The organism is Lactococcus sp. FSL W8-0209 (assembly GCF_038006585.1).
GTDB classification, from domain to species: domain Bacteria; phylum Bacillota; class Bacilli; order Lactobacillales; family Streptococcaceae; genus Lactococcus; species Lactococcus lactis.
Map to the genome: position 1 here is coordinate 977,056 of NZ_JBBOVN010000001.1, position 21,407 is coordinate 998,462.

The following is a 21,407-nucleotide window of genomic DNA, read 5'->3' on the forward strand; positions in this document are numbered from 1 at the left end:
TAGGCTTTGTCTTTTGGCAAGGTCTATTTTTTGAAATCATAGGTTTACTGACAGAGGCTGTCAGTAGATAAACTTCATCTACAAGTTCTGTCAGTCATTTGAAATTACTGACAGAAGAATTTGTATGTTATTCAGAAGCGAGGGCTTCAATTGTGTTCAAACGTGCTGCACGTCCACTTGGAGCTAAACTTGCGAGGAGAGCAATTAATACAGCAACGATAATCGCAAAGATAATGTGTCCACCAGAAATTTGAACGATACTTGCCCCGTCAAGGAAACTACTTAGAGCTTTATTGATGAGGAATTGTCCGAGGTAGGCAAATCCAATAGCGATAGCGGCTGATGACAGACCAAGAATCAAGCTTTCAGCGGTGAAGAGACGAGAAATATCTTTCTTACGTCCACCGAGTGCGCGGATAACACCAATTTCTTTTGTCCGTTCAGCAACAGACATGTAAGTAGTAACAACAATCATAAAGATTGAGACAATCAAACTGATTCCGGCAATAGCGGCAAGAACATAGCTGACGATATTTGTAATATTAGTGATGACATCGAGGAATGAAGTAACACTATATGTAACAAATGCTTTTGTTCCATCAATTTTCAAGTTTTGAATGTCAGAAGTTGTTGATTTGACATTATCTACTTTATTAACTGTAACTACTGCAAAAGTGGCATCACTATCTGCATTAGCAGATTCAAGAGCAGCTTTGACAGTATTGTAAGTGGCAATTAGGCTGCTAGAAGAGCTTGCTGGGCCTTGAGGATTTTTCAAAATACCAGATACAGTGAATTCTTTTGTAACTTCAACACTTGCTCCAGCAGCTGTTTTAGCTGGAATTTTTAAAGTAATTTTCTTACCAACTAATGATTTATAATCTTTATTTAATTCTTTAGCATCACTAGCATAGATTGCGATTTCGCCATCAGCAGGTTTTGAACCGGCAACGTAATCATCATTGATATTTGATTGAGTCCAAGTATCAAGAGTCATTAAACCAGATTTAGATTTATCACTGGCAGTAAGTGTTCCTAAGCCAGAAATTGAATAAGTTGGCTCAACTTTTTTGACGTTATCAACTTTTTTCAATTTTGAAAGATGAGTACTGTCAAGGTTAGTAGCAGCATTTCCAAGTTCTTGTTGCGTTTGTTGGAGTGCTTGCTCATTTCCTAATTTATTATCAGTTGTTGTTCGCTTGAAGATGGTAACCACATTCGGATTGACACTTGAAGTAATGGTGTCATTCATATATTTGGTTGCACCATTTCCTAGTCCTAAGAAAAAGATGACTGAGAACAGGCCGATTGCTGTTCCGATTGCAATTAATAAATTAATTTTCCAAGAGTGAGTAAAGTGTTTAAAGGCTGTTCTGAAAGTATCACGATATGACAATGCTTTTGAGTTCATCCGTTGATGTGATTCAACAGGATAGGGTTCTTTTAGACGTTCGTCACCTGTGATTTGTCCATCGGCCAAACGGATAATTCTTGTACCGTAATCAGCAACTTCTTGTGAGTGAGTAACGACGATTACTGTTTTACCAGATTGAGCAATTTGACGTAAGAGCGCTAAAACTTCTTTCGTGTTTTGTGAGTCAAGAGCACCAGTAGGTTCATCAGCAAGAATAATTTCAGGGTCAGAAGCTAGGGCACGCGCGATTGCGACTCTTTGTTTTTGTCCTCCAGAAAGTTGTGATGGATTTTTCTTACGGTGTCCATAAAGACCAACTTGTTTTGTGAGCTCAATCGCTCTTTCATGACGCTCTTTATCAGATAAGCTTGTCATTTTAAGGCTGATTAAAATGTTATCTAATACACTCAAATAGCTAACAAGATTGAAAGATTGGAAGATGAAACCGATAGTATCTCGACGGTAAGCATCCATATCTTTTTCTTTTTTTGTTTTTTGAGCAAGGCCGTCAACGATGACATCCCCCTCATATTTACGGTCAAGTCCTCCGATGATATTCATCAAAGTTGACTTACCTCCCCCGGATTCTCCTAGGAGACTGACGAAATCACCACGTTCAAACTCGAGGTTGATTCCTTTGAGGACAGGAAATTCTTCTTTTCCAAGAAAATAGGATTTCCTAATATTTTTTAATTCCAAAACGGCCATAAAGACTCTCTTCCTTTTCTTAAAGTATGTACTTTACATTATAACTTAATTTTCTTAAATAAAAATAAGACCTAAGTCTTATTTTCAAATTTATTGACTACCTAAGCTAACCGTTCAGTAAAAAATCTAAAATATTCATTCCCGTACTCGTTTGTGCTTTGTAGAGTTCTGTATAACCACATTGAGAACAAGAAATAGTAATAAATTTCTTATTTTGAACATCAAAAATCTTTGAAAAATTTCCACCGGTTGCTTGAAGTTGATCTTCTTCAAAATTATGATTGCCACATTTGATACAAGTGTATTGTTGTTGATAGCCGTTCATTTTAACTCCTCCTCGTTAGTAAAGTGAAAAATCGCTTGTCTTCTTAATTATTTAAATCCATTATAACTCAAAAAAGTTGATTCTTTTAGTCTTTTGAATCCGCTTCACTATTTAATATATTACTTAAATCTAGAATAATAAATAAAAAAGTGAAATTCAAACCATTATTGAAAAACAATGAAAATAATCTTTGTGATATAATTCTAATTATGGATAGACAAGTTAAAGAAAAACTGCGTATTGCATTAATTTTTGCATTAAATGCAGGTTTTATGGATGGTTTCTCATTCTTTCATTTTAATGACCGTTTTATTGGTGCACAATCAGGGAATGTTATTCAGGCGGGGATTAATATTGCTAAAGGAGATTTTGCTAGGTTTTGGGATTTTGCAATTCCGATTATCTTCTTTATATTAGGAGTAATGACTCGAGGCTTTTATTCTCACTATTTGATGAAACGTCGCCGTTTTGATGCCTCTTATTTGTTATTGGTTCAATGGTCAGGGGTGACAATTTTTGCCTTGGCTTATGGTTTGGGCTTGAAGATTCCTGTTTCCTTTTATGTTGGGATTTTCTCTTACTTTATGGCGATTCAATATGATACTTTTACAAAAGTTCATGGTCGTGCTTACGGAAGTATCTTTATGACAGGTAATATGAAGTCCATGTCGGCAAATCTTGCTCAGTATATCATTACCAAAGATAAACAAAAACTCCGGTCAGTTGGTATATATGCCGCGCTTATCAGTATTTTCTTTGCTGGAGCAGCTATTGCAACACTTGCTGGAAATTGGTTTGGAAGTTGGACGATGATGGGCTCTACTTTCATGATAGGGGTCGTTTATCTAATTGTTCGTTTTGATGAAATATAAAAATCCTCAAATAAGAGGATTTTTTTAAGCGTTAAGATAGGATAATTTTCCCTATTGTATGATTTTCTTCAATGAGTTCATGAGCTTTTTTCACATTCTCAGCAGTAATTGGTCCGAGATTCTGAGTCATTGTACTTTTTAGAACGTCATTATCTAGCCATTCAGAAACTTTATTTAAAATATCATGTTGACTTTGTAAATCAGATGTATTTGAGACGACTTTTGTAAACATCCATTCAAAGTTAAAACGTGCAGATTTATGAGCTAGTTGATCTAAATTAATAGCTTGCCCTGGTTCAACAATATTTGCAATCGAACCTTGTGGCGCAATTAACTCATTTACTGCTGGCATATGTTCAACAACGGCATTTAAAATTAAAATATAATCTACAAACTTAAAGCCAAGTTCATGAACTTGAGGAACCAAATTTTCATGATGATTGACGGTATAATCGGCGCCAAAATTTTTGACCCATTCAATGGCTTGGGGATTTGATGCCGTAGCAATTACTGTCAATCCAGCATTTTTGGCCATTTGGATTGCTACTGAGCCAACACCACCTGCACCATTAATAATGAGGAGTGATTTTCCTTTAGATTTATCAGTCACTTCTAGTTTTTCAAAGAGAAGTTCATAGGCAGTCAAACTTGTTAGAGGCATAGCGACTGCTTTTTCTTTGGTCAAATTTTTGGGAGCAAAACCAACAATTCGTTCATCAACGGCTTGAAATTCAGCATTTGAACCTGAACGAGTAACATCACCGGCCCAAAACACTTTATCCCCAACCTTAAAAAGCTTAGTTTCACTCCCAAGTTCGACGACAGTTCCTAAACCATCCCAACCTAGAATTTTTGGTTCTGCTAAATTTCCTTTAATCCCTTTTCTAACCTTTGTATCAACTGGATTGATTGAGATTGCCTCGACTTTTATCAATAAATCATGGGGTCTTAAGATTGGCTTTTCTATTTCAAAGTCAATAAAATTTTTGCTAGAATCAATAGTTCCAATTGCTTTCATCTCTCTACCTCTCTTATAAGTAAAAGTTTATACCAGTCTGACTCCTAAGTCAATCACTTGAATTTAATATTAAATATTTACATCATGTCATTAAAAATTTCTAAGACCAAAGAAATGACGCTTTGCTACAATGGAATGAGTTAAACTAATAGAATCTAGGTAATTTCATGACAAAAACTTATAAGCATTATCATTTTGACCACGTTGGAAGTTTTCTCCGTCCCCAAACTTTAAAAGAAGCACGTTTCGCTTATTCAGAAGGGCAACTTCCATTAAGTGACTTTAAAAAAATTCAAGAATCTGAAATTAAGAGATTAGTGAAAGAAGAAGTGAACGTTGGCCTTAAAGCGGTGACAGATGGAGAATTTAATCGTTCGTGGTGGCACTTAGATTTCCTCTGGGGGCTTAATGGAGTTGGGACTTATGAACAAGAGGATTCTTATAAATTCCATGGTGCAAAAACAAGGACAACTAATATTGAATTGACTGGTAAAGTAGCTTTTAACCCAGAACATCCCTTTTTTGCGGATTTTAACTATTTAAAAAGTCTTTTACCAGAAGGAGTTGAACCTAAAGTTACTATTCCTTCACCTTCGTTAATTCCTAATCGTGATGGTCGTTCAGACCGTTGGCCAGAATTTTATGGAAGTTGGGAAGAATTCTTAGATGATTTGGCTCAAGCTTATCATGAAACTTTGCTCCATTTTTATGAATTGGGTGCGCGTTATATTCAACTGGACGATACGACTTGGGCTTATCTTATTGCCAGATTAATAGATGATCCAGAAAACCATGAAAAATATGTTAAGATGTGTGAAGACATTGTCTATCTTGTTAATAAGCTCTTGAAGGATTTGCCTGAGGACTTGAGAGTTTCAACTCATATTTGTCGAGGAAATTTCAAATCAACTTATTTATTTGAGGGTTCTTATGAGCCTGTGGCAAAATACTTAGGTCAGCTTAATTATGATACTTTCTTTTTAGAATACGATGATGCTCGCTCAGGTTCTTTTGCTCCCTTAGCAGAAATTTGGAATCAAAGAAAAGATGTCTTGCTTGTGTTAGGACTTTTCACTTCTAAACATCCAGAACTTGAAAAGTATGAAGACATTAAAGCTCGCTTAGACGAGGCGCTTGAATCGATTCCACTTGAAAATTTGGCACTTTCAACACAATGTGGATTTGCTTCTACAGAAGAAGGAAACGATTTGACTGAGGAAGAAGAATGGGCTAAATTAGCACATATTAAAAAGATTGTGGATAAAATTTGGAAATAAAGTAAAAGTGGTGGATTCTACCACTTTTTTTGTTTGTCAGTAAAGATTAAATGGCGCATAAGCTAAATTAGCTTTGCTTTGTTATAATAGACTTAAGCAAAAAATAAAGAAAGCGAGAAAAAAATATGAAATTAACAGCACTAGGTGTTTGGGGCGGATATCCTACGCGCGATGCCGGAACAACCTCTTATCTTTTACAATCAGAATCAGGCTTTAACATGCTTTTAGATTGTGGTTCACGCGCGGTGACAGAACTTGAACATGAATTGCAACCAACTCAACTTGATGCAGTTATTTTGAGTCATTATCATGAAGACCATATTGCAGATTTGGGTGCTCTTCGCCAATATCGTCAGCTTTATCCATTGGGTCAAGATGGTTGGGATGGAATGATGTTGCCTATTTATGGCCATGGGGAAAATGAATATGAATTTTCTAAATTAACTTTGGATAAGGTTTCGGAAGGTCATCTTTATGATGTCGAAAATGGAACAAAAGTTGGTCCTTTTGATATTACTTTTCTAAAAACAGTTCATCCTGTGGTGAATTATGCCATGCGCATTGTTGAACGCAGAACGGGACAAGTTTTGATTTATACTGGAGATACGGGTTATTTTGATGAATTGACTGACTTTGCCAAAGAGGCTGACCTTCTTCTTGCTGATGTTTATTTCTTTAAAGATAAAGCAAAAATGCCTAATCACTTATCATCAATTGAAGCCGGTCAAATTGCTAAGGATGCAAAGGTTAAAAAATTAATTTTGACTCATCTGCCACAATTTGGTGATTTGGATATTTTACTGACAGAAGCAAAAGAAGCAGCAGGGGATGCTGTCATTACTGATTTAGCAGTTCCGCATAAAAAATGGCAACTTTGATAAGCCCTTTTAAAAAGCTAATTTTCCTCATTTCATTTATCATTTTACTGACAGGAATTTTCTTTGGTTTTGTCAGTATCCAAAATTGTGTGCTTAATTACAATCCACCAAAAACGAAAAGTCAGATTGAACAATTGGTTAAAAAAAGTGCTGACAGTTCTAAAACGAGGTTTGTCAGTGATGATAAGCACTATCAGCGTAATTTATTTGTTTCTGACATTCATGGACGCTTATCTGGCTTGAAAAAAACGCTGACAGAGATTCATTTTAGTAAAAATGACCGGCTTTTTGTCTTGGGAGATAGCATTGATCATGGCCGTTTTGGCTTTGATGCTTTACTTTATTTGTTGAAAACTTTGCCAGATGCTGGTTATCATGTGACAGTCATGATGGGAAATCATGAGCAAATGTGGTCAGAGCTTGCAAGTGACGGTAAAACGGATGAAGAGCAACTTTCAAATGCAATTGGAACGATTTATATTTATGAAGGGGCTCCACCAAATGGCTGGCAGTATTCAATTGAAAACTGGAAAAAGTTGTCAGTTACTGACAGACAATTTTTACTGACAGAAATGAAAAATAACTTTGGTCAGCCAGAACAGTTGATTGAAAAAATTGGAAATAAGTGGGTGGTACTCTCTCATAGTGCAAAAATGTGCCTTTCTTATGAAAAAGAGAAGACAAAAGATTTGTTTTGGGAACATTTGCCAGGTGATTCTTTTGAACGGCGAAATAGTGTTGCTAAAGCTGTGGGTGTACCAAACACTGATGTTCAGGTCTTTGTTGGTCATGTGAGTGGTTTTTTATTTGGGAAACATCGAAACTATATTTGTTTAGATAATACAGTTGTCAATGGGACATTAGAACAATTTGAAGCAGTTCCAGTCAAAATATATTGTCTTGAACAAGAGAAATTTTTAGGATAAATGAATTTTACAGAAGAAGAAAAAGAATTTTTTATGAAGGAAGCACTCAAAGAAGCGCAGAAAGCAGCTGAAAATGAGGAAGTTCCGATTGGAGTTGTCATCGTCAAAGACGGCGAAATTATTGCGCGTGATTTCAATAGGCGAGAGCTTGATGGTCGGGCGACACATCATGCTGAAGTTTGCGCGATTGAAGCGGCAAATCAGGCAGTGGGAAATTGGAGACTTCTTGATTGCGCCCTCTTTGTCACCATTGAACCTTGTGTCATGTGTGCCGGAGCAATTGGGTTAGCGCGGATTCCACAAGTTTACTTTGGAGCGACAAATCCTAAATTTGGAGGAACGGTCAGTCTTTATCAGATTTTAGAAGACAAGCGACTGAACCATCGAGTCCAAGTAGAATCGGGGATTTTAGAAGACGAGTGTGCAAAAATCATGCAAGATTTCTTTAAAAATAGACGAAAAAAATAAATTGTGTTATAATAGTTTTCGGAGCAATAAGTTTCTTACGAAGCGTGTCAGGACCTGACGGTAGCAGCACTAAGTATGGAGCTTATGTGCTCTTTTTTTGTATCCTTATTTATGGTAAAGTATCATTATAAAGATGACAAAGGAGGAGTTTATGAAAAATGAAAATTGGAAAAATATGAAATGGGTAATTTTAGTTTTAGTGGTAATTTTGATTCCTTTAGTAATTTTTAAATCTTGTCAGAGTTTGACTAAAAGTCAAAATGAGAAGAAAAATAAAAAAGATTCAATTCATTTTTTGCATGGCGCTTGGATTTCAGATGTAAGATTACCAATGTCTAAAGAGCTCAAGGTACAATTTTATCGAGCCAATTTGGATAATGAGTCTCATTTTAAATATGGTAAAGAACAAGTGGAGTTAATATTTAGAGAATTGAAAAATGGTCGAGGGAATATTGATGGGGAATTTGTAAGAGAAAATTCTGTTTATCGCCCATTGAATGAACTCGACAAAGATGGTTTTCGACCAGTGAAAATAAATATTAATAAAAGAGGAGAAGAAGCTTTTTTCCGTTATAAAGTTATTAATAAAAATAAAGTAAAAACGAGAATTCTTCCTTCAGGAAGTGATAAGGTTGCTGATGAATTTGAGGTTTATTTTATAAGAGAAAATGGTTAACTTACGCCGTCTAAAAAAACTCTGACTATTTGTCAGAGTTTTTTTGTGGTACCAAAGCATTGACCACTGTGATTTGAGAAATGAGCGTTTCATTTTCGTCAGTGATTTTGATTTCCCAGACATGGTTGCGTTTGCCATTTTTGAGGAGAAGACCGCGGGCATTTACGAAACCTTCGCATTTTTTTGGATTGAGATGGTTGGCGTTAATGCTTTGACCAAAGGCAAAGTATTGACCGGAGCCGATTGCATTACTTGCCATACCAGCTGTGATTTCAGCGAGAGCAAGACTTGCACCTCCATTTAAAAAGCCTTGTGGTTGAGCATGAAAATCGCTGAGAATCATTTTACTTGAGAATTTATAAATTTTACTGACAAACTTGTCAGAATTCTCGTCAGTAAAAACTTGAAAATCTGTGATATTGAGTTGGTCAATCATGTTCATTGGAAAATCTCCTTAATAAGATGTGAGACCGCCCTAGGGCCTTAGCACTTTAGTGCACGAGCTTCGGGGACAGCGACAAGCAAGTTTGTCGCTGACTGTCTTGAAATGATGAAAAATGCCTTTTTGGCTGACGCTTGCCCTGCCAGCAAGTACTTGCGATTCTCGTTGCGCTTTAGCATGGACATTCGAGCGTAGCGAAGAACAGTACTTAGCTGGAACCGATAACGTAGCTAGCGACATTGCCAAAAGAGACAACGGAGCGGATGTAGGAAAAAAGTGGTTCTGCTTGAAGCAGAGCTTCAAGGTTGTGGATGAAATTTGCGAAGTAAAATTCACCTGTAAGTAGAGGTTCCAGTTTTTTTCTTTTTCGTTCATCTAAAGTAGGTCATAATTAATTTATTTACAGTATAACCTTTGAGTAGCGTTTCATTAACTGACAGACCGATACCAATTCCAGTCGGGACGGTCATCCAACCGTTTGGAAATGCAATTTCTGGTTGAATGAGGTCTATGTCAAAATAATGCTTAGAATCGGATAAATCACCGGCCATAGCATTTCCAGAAAGCGCAGCGAGTTGGACATGGAGTATTTTTGAGATACCAGACTCAACCATACTGCCAATCCAAAAGCCAATCTGATGCTGTCTGCAAAATTCGATAGCTTTTTGCGTTTGATAAAGTCCACCTAAACGACCTATTTTTACATTGAGCATCGTTTGAAAAGGAAGTTCTGTCAGTATTTTTAGACTTTCTAAATCTTGAACGGATTCGTCAAAGCAAATTGGTGTTAAGAAGTTTTCTGTCAGTAATTTTAATTCGGATAAATCTTTGATATCAAAAGGTTCTTCGATACAAGCCAGACCAAGTTCGTCTAGCTCTTTGATGACTGGCCAGTCTGTCAGTTGAAAACTTCGATTGGCATCAAGAGCAAATGTAATTTGTGGATATCTTTTTACCAGCTTTTTAATCAAGTCAGTCCCAATTTGTGGACTAATTTTTAATTTAATTCTTTTGACGCCACTGTTAATAAGTTGGCCAATTTCCTTAATGGTTTGCTCGTCAGACATTTGTCCAAGCACCGCACCACGTGGGATTTTATCAGCTAATTTTTCTTGGAAAAGACCAGCAATCAAATTTTTATTTCTTTCTTTAAAATACAAATCTAGAAGTGCATTTTCTAGTCCGGCCAGTGCCATTGGTAAGGGATTTCTAAAAAATTCATGTATTTCAAAAGGGTGTGAGAATTCTTTTTGCAAAATTTCTGGCAGGTAAGTTTCTTCCAAGATTTTCCAAGAATCAGCAAAAGTTTCTGAAGTATAAAAAGGAGTCGTGAAAGCAACAACTTCACCAAATCCCGAAAGTCCGTTAGGACTTTCAACTTTTATAATAATTGTATCTCGGAGATTTAAGGAACCTTTGGCGGTCTTAAAATTAAATTTCATAGGGAGTTGAACATGAAACATTGTAATTTTTTCAATTATCATCCTTTAAGCTCTTTTCTCAAGATTTTTCCAGAAGCATTTTTGGGCAATTCATCCATGAAAGTGATGGATTGTGGTCGTTTGTATTTTGCCAGTTTTTCAGTGAGAAAGTTTTCTAATTTTTCTTGGGAAATATTGCCTGAAACGAAGAGAATTGGCACTTGTCCCCACTTGGCATCTGGCTTAGCAACAAGTGCACATTCCTTGATTTCAGGAAGAGAATAAACTAAATCTTCGATTTCTTTGGGGTAAATATTTTCACCGCCAGAAATAATGATATCTTTTCTGCGATTGAGCAGATAGAGAAAACCGTCCGCGTCAAGATAACCAATATCGCCTGTTTCAAAAGCTGTGCCGTAAGGCTTTTGGCCTAGGTAAGCTTTCATCAACATCGGAGATTTTAACCAAATTTCACCAACGCCAGCAAGGTCAGCTTGACGAATCTCAATTTCAACACCTGGTAAAGGCCGCCCGACAGAGCTTGTTTTATCAGGGAAATCTAAAATATTAAAAGTGACAGATTGTGAAAAACTTTCAGTCATTCCATAAGTTTTGTAAATAGGAAGCCCTAATTCTTGGCATTTTTTGATTAATGGTTGGGGAATAAATTCACCACCAAGTAGAATTAAACGTAAGTTATTGCTATGCAATTTGTCAGCAATTCTTGTAAGGAGGGTTGGGACGAGTGAAACCATGTTGATTTTCCCAGAATTGATCATTTCAAGAAGTTGGTTTTCATCAAATTTATCAACAACGGTCGCTGATGTTACATTATATAAAGTACGCATAATAATGGAAAGCCCAGAGACATGAAACATGGGTAAGATGACAAGCCAATTATCATTGTCATAAGCGCCAAGCGTTTCCTTTGAGGCTTTGACGTGATTTGAAATCATGCCCCAAGTAATAGGGACAGATTTAAATTTTCCGGTAGTAGCGGAAGTGTTCATGATGACCGCAATTTTTTCATCAGAAAAATCTGCTGACAGACTTACAGGGCAAGGGTTACTAGTCCAAATTTCTGAAAAAGAAATGCTGTCAGTAATTTTTTCTGTCAGTGAATCCGATGTGAAGACTGTCTCAATCTCGAGTTCCTTGATTTGGTCAGCTAGTTCATATTCGGTCAAGTGTGTATTTAATAGAAGAACTTCTTTTGACAAACCGAGCAAGGCAAACAAAACGACTGCCATTTCAACAGAGTTTTCTGAAAGGAGCGCAACCCGTGATTGATTGTCAATAAGAGGAGCCAAATGTTCAGCCATCTTATTGACTTCCTGATTGATTTGGGCAAAAGTATAGTCATTTAAAAATTGTTTTTGAGGATAAAGTTCCGCCTGTTTTTTTAACCATTTCATATTTTAAGATGTGAGCGAACTCGATTTTCTCCTTTCTGTGTATTTTTTACTGACAGAAATCCTGTCAGTAACTTTTAAATCACAAAAAGCGTCAAAAAGACGCTTTGTCAGCAATTTTGGAAATTTTTATGGGAATTTTGGAAATTGGTCAAAATCAGGTTTGCGTTTTTCTTTGAAAGCATCGCGTCCTTCTTTGGCTTCATCCGTAGTATAGAACATAAGTGTTGCATCTCCTGCAAATTGTTGCAGTCCAGCAAGTCCGTCAGTTGCAGCATTCATTGAACCTTTGAGCATACGAAGCGCCATTGGTGAGAGGGCAAGCATTTCTTGGGCCCATTGAACGGTTTCTTCTTCCAGACGGTCAAATGGAACAACAGTATTAACCATTCCCATGTCCATTGCTTCTTGGGCAGTATATTGACGGCAGAGGAACCATATTTCACGTGCTTTCTTTTGCCCAACCATAGCGGCAAGTAAACCAGCACCATAACCAGCATCAAAAGAACCAACACGCGGACCAGTTTGCCCAAATTTTGCGTTTTCAGAAGCGATAGTCAAATCACAAACGATATGTAACACGTGACCTCCACCAATGGCAAAACCATTCACCATGGCAATGACAGGTTTTGGTGTAATCCGAATCAAATGTTGCAAATCTAAAACGTTCAAACGAGGAATTTGGTCTTCACCAACATATCCACCATTTCCACGTACTTTTTGGTCACCACCAGAACAAAAGGCTTCTTTATCTTCACCTTTTCCATGATTTGCACCAGTCAAAATAATCACGCCGACATTGGTATCATCACGAGCGACACTAAAAGCATCAATCATTTCAACGACAGTTTTGGGACGGAAAGCATTGCGGACTTCAGGACGATTGATCGTGATTTTGGCAATCCCATTGTAAGTTTCATAAATAATATCTTCGTAGTTACGGTTGAGAGCAACCCAGTTAAATTTTGACATGATTCTCCTTTAAGATGTGAGGACGAGCGCTAGAAGTTGTGGAAATTAGAAAAATGCGGTTCTGGGCATAGCCCAAGTTCCATTTTATCTATTTTCATCAACTTCTGCGAGTCCGAACTCAATTAAAATTAAGATGTGAGGGGCCCTAGGGTCTTTACACTTTAGCGCTTAGACTTCAGGGTCAGCAACAAACTGATATTTTTGATGTCAGATTGTCGTTGAGTGTTTAGAAGTTATGAAATTCTATTATTTTCATTAACCTTCATAAGTCCACTTAGAAAAAATACTTTTATTGTATTTATTTCTGTCAGTAAAACTAATTCATCAGTTTTACTGACAGAAGTGATATAGTCATTACTTTTCAATTATATCATAAAGCATTTTGACTAAGGTAAAAATTCCTCTAGTATTTTTTGATAGGTGACCGGATTTTCTAGATGAATATTATGACCAGAAGCAGCAACAGAAATCCAAGTGACATTCGGATTTGGAGCAAAAATTTCTTTAGCAATTTTTGAATATTTTTCGTCTAAATCACCAGATAAATAGAGAATGTTGGATTTTATTAAAGAAATTTTATCGCCAACATAGAAAAGCTGGCCTTGACCTGTTCCATTCAAAGTTTGGGCAAGAGCTAAGGGTGAATTGCTTGCACGGCTTTCCCAAATTTCCTGTTGAATTTTTACTGACAGCTTTTTTTGTGATTCAAAAAGTGAAATATTAGCCCAAAAGTCAGCAAACCAAGCAGACCCATTTAACAAAATCTTCTGTCCTAATTCTTCGTCAGCCAGTCGTCTTTTTTTGCGGTCTTCACTAGATAAAAGCCCAGGACCAGTTGACTCTAAAATTAAATATTTAACAGGAGCTGACGGATAAGCAAGGCAATAACGAAGCGCCAATCGTCCGCCCATTGAATAACCAAGAAGTGAAAAAGTATTTCCGTCAGTAAATTGCGCAAATAGCAAGTGCAGATTTTTCAAAATCGCCTCAAGTTTATAAGGGGCAAGTTCCTTTGGTTTTGCTGATGAACCGTGACCTAACAAATCGATAGCAACAATTTTGTAGCCGGCCAAATGAAGATTTCGCCAGGTATTAGAACTTTCAGAAAAACCATGCAGTGCAAATAGGACCTCTCCAGTCCCCCAAATACGGACAGCATAATCAAAACCATCAATAGTAATTATTTTTTTATCAATTTTCATAAGTTGTATATTTTTGATGTAAAGCAAGACTTAAATCTTTATCCGTTTTAATTTCCAAAAGATGAATGCCAGATTGATGAAGAGAAGCTTCAAATTGCTGACCAAAATCAGCATAGCCACTGATCAAATGATAATCTAAACCAGTCAACTCAGCCAGTCCAGCAAAATTTAAACCATGAGGAGTTGAAAAAAGATAATCAAAATTCGGTACGCCTTTTTGAGCTAAATGATGAAAAATCCCACCACCGTCATTATTAAATAATACAATAGTTAGATTAAGTTCATGTGTTTTACCAACAATTAAACCATTTAAATCGTGTAGCATTGACAAATCCCCAGTCAATAAAACTGTCGGTTTACCCGTTGTAGCAATTCCGAGTGCAGTTGATTCAGTCCCGTCAATGCCATTCACACCACGATTTCCTAGAATTCTAACTTTGGCATCCGCTTTTTTCCACCAATAGTCAATATCTCTGATTTCCATACTATTTGAAACAAGAAGTTGAGCATCCAGTACTTCCAAATGTTTTTGTAGTTCTTGGACATAACGTCCTTCAAAAGGACTTTCTTCATAAGTCACTTTTTCAAGAAGTTGTCGCATTTTTTCTTGAGCATTTTGCCATTTTTCCAAATAAGAACTATCAGAATTTACTTTTTTAATTGAAGAAGCAAAAGGGAGAACATCAGACTGAACCATCGTTGTCGTTGTCAAACTAGGGTTGCGATAATCAAGAGCAGGGTCAACTTGAATAAATTCAGCTTCGTTATTGAAAGCAACGAATTGTTGCAAACGTTTAGAAACAGGCATTTGTCCAAAAAGCAGAATAGCATCCGCTTTTAATTGAGTTTTTAAATCATTATTTGCTAAAAAAGCATCATAAGAGTCTATGACCAAAGGATGATTATGATTACGCAGATTAGAAAGTGGATCCGCTAAAATTGGAGCTTTTAATTGTTCCGCAAGTTTTAAAAGTGCTTCAGAATAATCTTTGTCAAAATTGGCACCGGCTAAAATTAATGTTTTTCCAGAAAGCAATGCTTCATCAAATGGAAGTATTACTTGTGCTTGTCCCTTATAGAATTTAAAGGCATGTTTAGAACGTCCTTTTTCATAATTTTCACTTTTTAATTCTGGAACTAAAGGATCACGCAAGGGAACATTGATTTGCACAGGACCCGAAAGAGGGGAAATAGCTGATAAGACAGCTCGTTGTGCGACTTTACGTGGATAGGTCCAAAAGTTTTCTGTTTGAGACTGCTTTTGAATATGTGGAGCTTCAAGATTTTCAAAATGATTAACAAAATTTCCAAAAAATCTGGTCTGGTCGACTGTTTGAGGAGCTCCAACGAATTGAAGCTCAGCCGGTCTGTCCGCCGTTAAAATAATAAGGGGAACTCGACTCATTTTTGCTTCAAGGACAGCTGGGAAATGATGAGCCGCAGCAGAACCTGAAGTACAAACTAAAACAACAGGAAGTTTTTTCGCTTTAGCAATTCCCAGAGCAAAAAAAGCAGCCGAACGTTCATCAATGTTGACATAAGTATCGTATTTTTTGTATTCCTCAAAGAGCATGGCTAAAGCCGTTGAACGTGAACCTGGACTAAAAACAGCTTCACGTACCCCTAAATTGAAAAGTTCATCAACAAAGGGAGCTAAATATTCATTGGTCATGACTATCTCCATTTCTAATTTAAAAATCTAAAATCGTAAAATATTTTAAAAAGTTACAAAGCTTCTAAAATGGTTTTTAATTTTACCTTGGTTTCTCTAAATTCTTCTAAAGCATCGGAAGAAGGGATAATTCCACACCCTGCATAAGCATAAAGTTTCTTGTCCACAATCAAAGCCGAACGAATCCCGACAATCATTGTGCCATTTCCTTTGCTGTCAATTAAGCCAAGAGGTGCAGCATATAGTCCTCGCTCATGATTTTCATGCTTTCTGAGGAATTCGAGGGCCTCATGACGAGGCTCTCCTCCAAGAGCAGGTGTTGGATGAAGCTGTTTTGTCCAATCAATAAGTGAAAGCTCAGAATTTTTAGCACTTAAAATTGTCCGAAGATGATAAACATTTTTCAACTCCATTAATTCGGTTGTTCCAACCGTTACTGTCTCAGCTTTTTCAAGCAGATTTCTTTTTATTTTTTGGACAACAATATCATGCTCTAAAAGATTTTTGGGGTCTGTCAGCAATTTTTGCCCCGCATTTTCCATTGTTTTTGGAAAAGTTCCAGCTAAGGCATAACTAAGGAGTTGGTCATTTTCTTTTTGAACTAAAATTTCGGGCGATGCTCCAAGGAAAATTCTTTTTCCTTTTTGATAAGCAAAAATAAAAGCATTTGGATTATTATCTAATAAATTTTGGATGATACTTTCGAGTTGAAAAGAGGTTTGACTTGTAAATTCAAGTTCTCTTGAAGCGACAATTTTTCGACTTTTTCCGTCAGCAAAATTTTTTTGAATGGCATAAAAAAGTTCTTGCCAAGCCGAAAAATCAGAAGCTTTTTCAGTGAGTTGATGCTTAAATTTTGGAATAGTGATTTCAGGAATTTCTCGTGGGCTATCACAAGTGAGGGTGTAAGAATTTTCCTTATTGACAACGAAATAATGTTTAAAAGCAATGGTTTCGCCACCGAAATTTTCCCAAAGTTCTCCTTTAATGTCATCAAAAAAAGTCTGACTATGAAAGAGATAGGGATAGTCAGAAAACTTATCATGTTCAAGGTCAATGGCTTTCAAACGCTCACAGCCAATAACAAAAGTTTCTTTTTGAGGTTCAAACCAAAAAAAACGCTCACTTTCTGAAAAGTTTGCCCAGAAAGCTAAGGGGTTATTTAATTTTAAATTGATTTTTATATAATTCATTTTTTCTACCATAAAAATTATAACATAGCTCAGCATAGTAGAGGAATAATGAGCCCTAAAATTACAAATCTTCATTCATTTTTCATAGACTTTCTGATATAAGTATCACTGCTTATAACACGCTAAAGCGTGAACGCGCAGACAGAAGCCACTATGGTGCCCTTCCTAGATACCTTATTACTCACTCAGCGGAAAATTATCGTTCCCGCTTCGTTCGGTCATAATCCTCATTGTTCGTATCTTCACTGCCATGCCAGCGATGTAGTTGCGAAGACTCGCTTCGTCAAAGCGTAGCTGTTTGCGCTTTAGCACTTACAGATAGGCTTGTATTTTTATCAGGTCTTAATGATTAAATTTAGTGTTAAAAACTATGATATAATTAAAATCATGAAAACATTCAAAAAGGAGTGCCATGAATATTTATGTCAAATTAGCTGAGTTTAGCATTATTGAAACAAAGCGATTGCTTTTGCGTCCCTTTGATTTAAAAGACGCTGAGGACATGTTTGACTATTCAGGTAATCCTGAAAATCTAAAATTTGTTTTTGCCCCGCATCTGTCACTTTCAGAAACACGTTTTTCAATTGCTAACGATTATATGAAAAGTCCTTTAGGGAAATGGGCAATTGAGTTGAAATCTGAACATCGGCTGATTGGAGATATTCATTTTGTGAAAATTTCTGATAAAATTCAGTCTGCGGAAATTGGTTATGTTTTAAATCAAAATTATTGGAATCAAGGGTTACTGACAGAAGCATTAAAAGTACTGACAGAATTTTCTTTTGAACAATTTGGACTTAAAAAGTTGATTTTATTGATTGATAAAGAAAATGTTCCGTCTAAAAAAGTTGCCCTTAAATCAGGCTATCACTTAGTTAAAAAATTTAAAGGGACGAATCAATACAGCAAAAAAATTAGAGATTTTGAACAATATGAACTTGGAAAAAGTGACGATGAAATTTATCAAAAAAATTCAGAGATTGGGGAAATTTGAAGTTTTATGTCAAAGCACGAAGAAATATTAAATTATATTGAAGGTTTGGAAATTGGTAAACAAGTCAGTGTACGTGGGATTGCCAATCGAATGAAAGTCGCTGACGGAACGGCATATCGCGCAATCAAAGAAGCAGAAATACTAGGTTTGGTAGCCGTAAATGACCGTTCTGGAACCGTTAGAGTGGCAGTTAAAGGACAAAAAGTAGCCAATCGATTAACCTTTGGTAAACTTGCAGAAATAGCTAATGCTGATGTTTTAGGTGGACTTGCTGGATTAGAAGTCGAATTCAGCAAATTTGTCATTTCAGCCATGCAAAGAGAATCCTTCAAGCGCTACCTCTCGCCCAATGGTCTAGTTATCGTTGGTGACCGAAAAGAGATTCAAAATCTAGCCCTCAGAGAGCAGAATGCTGTTTTAGTTACTGGGGGCTTTGACGTGGACCAAGAAGTTGTCAACTATGCTAATCAATTAGGAATTCCTCTTTTACGGACATCCTATGATACCTTTACCGTTGCCAATCGTATTAGTCACGCTTTGGCCAATGAACTTATCAAAAAAGATATTATTACGGTCGGAGATGTCTTTCATCAAAAAAGGGCAACCTTACGGGAAGAAGATACAGTCAAAGATTTTTTAGATTTAGTTAAAAAAACGAATGACAGTCGTTTTGCCGTCGTCAACACTTACAATGTTGTTGTGGGTGTAGTTGCCATGCGGGATGTTACAAATAAGAAAAACGATACTCCGCTCAATAAAGTAATGACAAGAGCTAATGTTGCAAGAGCGAGTATGACAGTGGCGAGCGTTTCACAAAAGATGATTTATGAAGGCTATGATATGATGCCTGTCGTTTACGAAAATTATACTTACGCAGGAATTATTACCAAATCAGACCTTCTCCAAAGCTTACAAAAAGCACAGGAAGAAAGTCAGGTGGCTCACACTTTCAGTGATAATATTGCTAATTCTTTGGTAGAAAAAGGCTCAGCCTACACCGTGACGGTCGAACCATTTATGATAAATAGCGTGGGAACAATCGCTAATGGTGTTTTTGCAGAACTTATTACGCAAGTTGTTCAACGTGTTTTTGCTAAAAAAAGACGACGGAATATCATCATTGAAGCATTAAATATGCATATGATGGGAGCTGCCGCTATTGACAATGTGCTAGAGATTTATCCAAAGGTGATTGGAGAAACACGAATTGGTGCAATGGTTGATTGTGAAATTTATCATGTCAATAACATCGTAGCTAAAGTTCTAGTCAATGTACAATTAACATAAAAAATAGAAGAGGAAAAAATGAACGAAATTTTAGAAAAAATAAAAGCCTATGAGCTTATTCTCATTCACAGACATAAAAATCCAGACCCAGACGCCATTGGTTCTCAAGCAGGACTTCGAGCAATTTTGAGAGAAAATTTCCCCGAAAAAAGAATTTATGCAGTTGGTTATGACGAACCAACCTTAACCTATTTAGCTGAAATGGATTTGGTCGAACTTAGAGAAGATGAAAAATATCTTTCTATTGTTTGTGACACAGCAAACACACCACGAATTGACGATGACCGCTACAAAAATGCTGATTTTCTAATTAAAATTGACCACCATCCAAATGATGATGCTTATGGAGATTTGTTGCTAGTGGAGCCTGAACGTAGCTCAGCATCAGAAATTGTTGCCGATTTTGCCTTTGAAACAGGTCTTAAATTGAATGCAGAAGCCGCCCGCCTCCTTTATGCGGGAATTATTGGAGATACTGGACGTTTCTTGTATCCAGCCACTTCGCCGAATACCTTAAAAGTAGCTTCAAAATTAGCAGAATTTCCATTTGACCGTCCAGCTTTAGGACGAGAAATGTCGTCATTTGATATGAAAGTTGCTCGCTTACAAGGATTTGTTTATGAAAATATGGAAGTTTCAGAAAAAGGAGCTGCACGTGTTTTATTAACTCAAGAAATTTTGAAAAAATTTGATTTACGTGACGCAGAAACTTCAAGTATTGTTTCTACACCGGGAAATATTCGAGGAATTGAATCTTGGGCAATATTTGTGGAACAAGCCGATGGACATTTCCGAGTAAGAATGCGTTCAAAAGTAAAGCCAATTAATGAAATTGCTAAAAGACATGATGGCGGAGGCCATGCACTAGCTTCCGGAGCTAATTCTTATTCTTTAGAAGAAAATCAACAAATTTGGCAAGAATTGCAAGATAATTTAAAATAAATTTACTGACGAAAATAATTTCTCAGTCAAAAACAAAAAATACCGACAGTTTAAAGCGATTGTCTAATGAGCTTTAAATCGGTAAATAAAGGAATTGTCAGTCAGCTGATAATTCTGTCAGTAGCGATTGATTAATGAGCTTTAAATCAGTAAAAGAAAGAATCATCAGTCAGCTGATGATTCTTTTTTGTCAGTAATTTTTTTTAATTCTCCAAGAAAGGTCGTAATTCTGATAAATCTTTCAAGCCAGCATTCAATGCAATAATCAATTTAATACGCGCTTTTTGAGAATTGACTTCATCAGCAAACATCACGCCTGCTTCATAAAGTTGTGAACCACCGCCTTGATAGGAATAGACAGGTTCAGCAATTCCGTTAAAACAACGAGAAACAAGAACGACAGGAACCTTAGCATCTAGTAATCTTTGAAGCGATTGACTAGCAATAGGTGGGAGATTTCCCGCACCTAATGCTTCAATGACAAGACCGTCTAGTTGTTCCAAATTGAGTAAATCTAAAATTTCCCCAGTCATCCCAGCAAATGCTTTGACAATTGGCACTTTTCCATGAACAGTTGCAACATCTAAATGTTGATTTTCACTATCTTTATGGAAATAAATAATTTTATTTTTTGTCAGTAAACCGACAGGACCATGTGTAGGTGTTTGAAAAGTTGAAACATTAGTCGTGTGTGTTTTAGTGACATAACGAGCAGAATGAATCTCGTCATTCATAACAACAAGTACGCCACGGTCACTTGAATTACTGTCAGCAGCGACGCGAATAGCTGTCAGTAAATTATAAATTCCGTCAGTTCCTAATTCATTACTTGAGCGCATGGCACCAGTTAAAACAATTGGTTTACCACGCGAAAGAGTAGTGTCAAGGAAAAAAGCTGTTTCTTCAAGTGTGTCAGTTCCATGTGTAATGACCACTCCATCAAAATCCTCAGCAATAAAAGCTGTTTTGATTCGATTTTTCAAAACCAACATATCTGATAAAGTGACATGTGGACTAGGTAAGTTAAAAATATCCTCTGTCACTAAGTTTACTTCATCAAACTGCATGCTCACAGCATTCATTGGATTGACTGCATTTGGGGAAACATGACCATTTTCATCTTCCGCCATCGAAATTGTTCCACCAGTGTGGAGAATTAAGATTTTTTTCATCATTATTTCCTTATCTATCTATAATAAACAATAATTAAATATTTAAATTTAAAGACTCCGAATAAAAGCCAGCATTAGCATTATATCAAAATTTAGTCCAGAAAAAAATAACTAATAAATGAAATAGAATTAAAAT

At 36.4% G+C, this 21,407-nt stretch carries 20 protein-coding genes and 1 other RNA gene; 10 read left to right on the forward strand and 11 right to left on the reverse strand.

Features of this window, described 5'->3' with window-relative positions:
- Positions 1 to 127: 127 nt before the first annotated feature.
- Positions 128 to 2,122 (reverse strand): ABC transporter ATP-binding protein/permease, encoded by a 1,995-nt coding sequence (locus MKX45_RS04945; RefSeq protein WP_340816865.1) that lies wholly within the window; start codon positions 2,120 to 2,122, stop codon positions 128 to 130.
- A 106-nt stretch (positions 2,123 to 2,228) separates the two neighbouring features.
- Entirely contained in the window at positions 2,229 to 2,447 is a 219-nt protein-coding gene (locus tag MKX45_RS04950) for a zinc ribbon domain-containing protein (protein ID WP_003129656.1), read from the reverse strand.
- A gap of 209 nt (positions 2,448 to 2,656) precedes the next feature.
- On the opposite strand from MKX45_RS04950, the gene MKX45_RS04955 reads away from it, so the two are divergent.
- Positions 2,657 to 3,319, forward strand: a complete 663-nt coding sequence (locus tag MKX45_RS04955) for a YoaK family protein (protein WP_017864289.1) — start codon at positions 2,657 to 2,659, stop codon at positions 3,317 to 3,319.
- A 31-nt stretch (positions 3,320 to 3,350) separates the two neighbouring features.
- Here MKX45_RS04955 and MKX45_RS04960 read toward each other — a convergent pair whose 3' ends face one another.
- Entirely contained in the window at positions 3,351 to 4,337 is a 987-nt protein-coding gene (locus MKX45_RS04960; protein WP_017864290.1) for a zinc-binding alcohol dehydrogenase family protein, read from the reverse strand.
- Between the two features lie 167 nt (positions 4,338 to 4,504).
- Here MKX45_RS04960 and MKX45_RS04965 point away from each other — a divergent pair, with 167 nt between their 5' ends.
- The 6 genes from MKX45_RS04965 to MKX45_RS04990 all read left to right on the forward strand — a co-directional run bounded on the left by MKX45_RS04965 (position 4,505) and on the right by MKX45_RS04990 (position 8,562).
- Positions 4,505 to 5,614: a vitamin B12 independent methionine synthase gene (locus MKX45_RS04965; protein ID WP_340816866.1), complete on the forward strand. Its 1,110-nt coding sequence runs from the start codon at positions 4,505 to 4,507 to the stop codon at positions 5,612 to 5,614.
- Between the two features lie 125 nt (positions 5,615 to 5,739).
- On the forward strand, positions 5,740 to 6,492 hold the full coding sequence (locus MKX45_RS04970) for an MBL fold metallo-hydrolase (protein ID WP_017864291.1): 753 nt from the start codon (positions 5,740 to 5,742) through the stop codon (positions 6,490 to 6,492).
- Positions 6,480 to 7,418: a metallophosphoesterase gene (locus MKX45_RS04975; RefSeq protein WP_023188894.1), complete on the forward strand. Its 939-nt coding sequence runs from the start codon at positions 6,480 to 6,482 to the stop codon at positions 7,416 to 7,418. Before MKX45_RS04970 ends, MKX45_RS04975 begins: the two co-directional genes overlap by 13 nt.
- Positions 7,419 to 7,886: a tRNA adenosine(34) deaminase TadA gene (gene tadA, locus MKX45_RS04980; RefSeq protein ID WP_003129664.1), complete on the forward strand. Its 468-nt coding sequence runs from the start codon at positions 7,419 to 7,421 to the stop codon at positions 7,884 to 7,886.
- A 15-nt stretch (positions 7,887 to 7,901) separates the two neighbouring features.
- Positions 7,902 to 7,987: signal recognition particle sRNA small type (gene ffs / locus MKX45_RS04985), an RNA gene on the forward strand.
- A 50-nt stretch (positions 7,988 to 8,037) separates the two neighbouring features.
- Positions 8,038 to 8,562 carry a hypothetical protein gene (locus MKX45_RS04990; protein WP_025016749.1) on the forward strand — a complete coding sequence of 175 codons (525 nt, stop codon included), beginning with the start codon at positions 8,038 to 8,040 and terminating at the stop codon, positions 8,560 to 8,562.
- Between the two features lie 25 nt (positions 8,563 to 8,587).
- On the opposite strand, the gene MKX45_RS04995 is transcribed toward MKX45_RS04990, so the two are convergent.
- The 7 genes from MKX45_RS04995 to MKX45_RS05025 all read right to left on the reverse strand — a co-directional run bounded on the left by MKX45_RS04995 (position 8,588) and on the right by MKX45_RS05025 (position 16,876).
- Entirely contained in the window at positions 8,588 to 9,004 is a 417-nt protein-coding gene (locus MKX45_RS04995; RefSeq protein ID WP_023188891.1) for a PaaI family thioesterase, read from the reverse strand.
- Positions 9,005 to 9,375: 371 nt separating this feature from the next.
- Positions 9,376 to 10,488 (reverse strand): o-succinylbenzoate synthase, encoded by a 1,113-nt coding sequence (menC, locus tag MKX45_RS05000; RefSeq protein WP_023188890.1) that lies wholly within the window; start codon positions 10,486 to 10,488, stop codon positions 9,376 to 9,378.
- On the reverse strand, positions 10,485 to 11,840 hold the full coding sequence (gene menE, locus MKX45_RS05005) for an o-succinylbenzoate--CoA ligase (protein WP_340816867.1): 1,356 nt from the start codon (positions 11,838 to 11,840) through the stop codon (positions 10,485 to 10,487). The genes menC and menE overlap by 4 nt, the downstream gene beginning before the upstream one ends.
- Positions 11,841 to 11,966: 126 nt before the next feature.
- On the reverse strand, positions 11,967 to 12,809 hold the full coding sequence (gene menB, locus MKX45_RS05010; protein ID WP_023188888.1) for a 1,4-dihydroxy-2-naphthoyl-CoA synthase: 843 nt from the start codon (positions 12,807 to 12,809) through the stop codon (positions 11,967 to 11,969).
- A gap of 386 nt (positions 12,810 to 13,195) precedes the next feature.
- The gene (gene menH, locus MKX45_RS05015; protein ID WP_058224507.1) at positions 13,196 to 14,011 is read right to left on the reverse strand and encodes a 2-succinyl-6-hydroxy-2,4-cyclohexadiene-1-carboxylate synthase; all 816 of its coding nucleotides are present in this window, start codon (positions 14,009 to 14,011) and stop codon (positions 13,196 to 13,198) included.
- On the reverse strand, positions 14,001 to 15,683 hold the full coding sequence (gene menD, locus MKX45_RS05020; RefSeq protein ID WP_340816868.1) for a 2-succinyl-5-enolpyruvyl-6-hydroxy-3-cyclohexene-1-carboxylic-acid synthase: 1,683 nt from the start codon (positions 15,681 to 15,683) through the stop codon (positions 14,001 to 14,003). Before menD ends, menH begins: the two co-directional genes overlap by 11 nt.
- A 53-nt stretch (positions 15,684 to 15,736) precedes the next feature.
- Entirely contained in the window at positions 15,737 to 16,876 is a 1,140-nt protein-coding gene (locus MKX45_RS05025; protein ID WP_340816869.1) for an isochorismate synthase MenF, read from the reverse strand.
- Positions 16,877 to 17,288: 412 nt separating this feature from the next.
- Here MKX45_RS05025 and MKX45_RS05030 point away from each other — a divergent pair, with 412 nt between their 5' ends.
- From MKX45_RS05030 to MKX45_RS05040, 3 genes are read left to right on the forward strand one after another with little or no spacing between them, the layout of a single operon-like run.
- Positions 17,289 to 17,870, forward strand: a complete 582-nt coding sequence (locus tag MKX45_RS05030) for a GNAT family N-acetyltransferase (RefSeq protein WP_340816870.1) — start codon at positions 17,289 to 17,291, stop codon at positions 17,868 to 17,870.
- Between the two features lie 6 nt (positions 17,871 to 17,876).
- Positions 17,877 to 19,157, forward strand: a complete 1,281-nt coding sequence (locus tag MKX45_RS05035) for a DRTGG domain-containing protein (RefSeq protein ID WP_003132450.1) — start codon at positions 17,877 to 17,879, stop codon at positions 19,155 to 19,157.
- A gap of 18 nt (positions 19,158 to 19,175) precedes the next feature.
- The gene (locus MKX45_RS05040) at positions 19,176 to 20,099 is read left to right on the forward strand and encodes a DHH family phosphoesterase (protein WP_023188883.1); all 924 of its coding nucleotides are present in this window, start codon (positions 19,176 to 19,178) and stop codon (positions 20,097 to 20,099) included.
- A gap of 203 nt (positions 20,100 to 20,302) precedes the next feature.
- Here MKX45_RS05040 and MKX45_RS05045 read toward each other — a convergent pair whose 3' ends face one another.
- Positions 20,303 to 21,271 carry an asparaginase gene (locus MKX45_RS05045; protein WP_026138879.1) on the reverse strand — a complete coding sequence of 323 codons (969 nt, stop codon included), beginning with the start codon at positions 21,269 to 21,271 and terminating at the stop codon, positions 20,303 to 20,305.
- Between the last annotated feature and the right edge of the window lie 136 nt (positions 21,272 to 21,407).